Annotated in this window: 1 protein-coding gene; it reads left to right on the top strand. The window is 61.2% G+C overall.

Annotated elements, in window-relative coordinates:
- Position 1 precedes the first annotated feature (1 nt).
- On the top strand, positions 2-957 hold a 956-nt coding region (locus A3730_RS26255), incomplete at its 3' end, for a nitrilase-related carbon-nitrogen hydrolase (RefSeq protein WP_304439538.1).

Below are 957 nucleotides of genomic sequence, written 5' to 3'. Positions count from 1 at the left end.
GGTGGGCGATATCGAAGGGAATGCCCAGCGCGTTATTGCCGCGGCAGACGAAGCTCGCCGATTGCTGGGAGCGGACCTTGTGCTGTTCCCGGAGCTGATGCTCACCGGTTACCCGCCGGAAGACCTGTTGCTGCGGCCCAGCCTGAATAGCCGGGTCGATGCGGCGCTGGCCGACATTGGCGCGGCGATTTCGGTGCCGGTGGTGTTGGGCTATCCGGCGGTACGCAACGGGCACCGCCGTAATGCGGCTGGAGTGGTGTTCCCGGGGGAGTCTGGTCCTCGCCATGAGTATTTCAAGCAGCACTTGCCCAATTACCGGGTATTTGACGAAAAACGCTATTTCCAGCCGGGCACCGATGCCTGCACCTTTGATATCGATGGCTGGACGTTGGGTATCACCATTTGTGAAGACATCTGGCACGATGGCCCGGCGGCCCAGTTACAGCAGGCGGGTACCGACCTGATCCTGAACTTGAATGCCTCCCCTTACCGCACCAACAAGGCCGAGGAGCGTTTTGCCCAGGTACAAGCCCGCAGCCGGGAAACCGGATTGCCGGTGCTGTATTGCAACCTGGTTGGTGGGCAGGATGAGTTGGTGTTTGATGGTGCCTCGTTTGTCTGTGATAGCAAGGGTGCGCGCTGCGTGCAGGCGGCCAGCTTTTCCGAAGCACTGGTGCCCGTGGATGTGCAGTGCCAGAGCGGGCACTGCGAGCCGTGTGGCGAGGCGTTGCCGTTACCCGGGCCGGAGGAGGGCATGTACCAGGCGCTGGTGTTGGCGACCCGCGATTATGTGAACAAAAACGGTTTCAAAGGCGCGTTATTGGGGCTGTCCGGTGGTATTGATTCCGCCCTGACGCTGGCGGTGGCGGTGGATGCCCTGGGCCCGGAACGGGTAGAGGCGGTGATGATGCCGTTCCAGTATACCTCTGCCATGAGCCTGGAAGATGCTGAAAAGCA

The organism is Alcanivorax sp. HI0044 (genome assembly GCF_001634945.1).
Note: the sequence above shows the minus strand (reverse complement) of the source record. Positions and strands in the feature narration are given on the sequence as shown.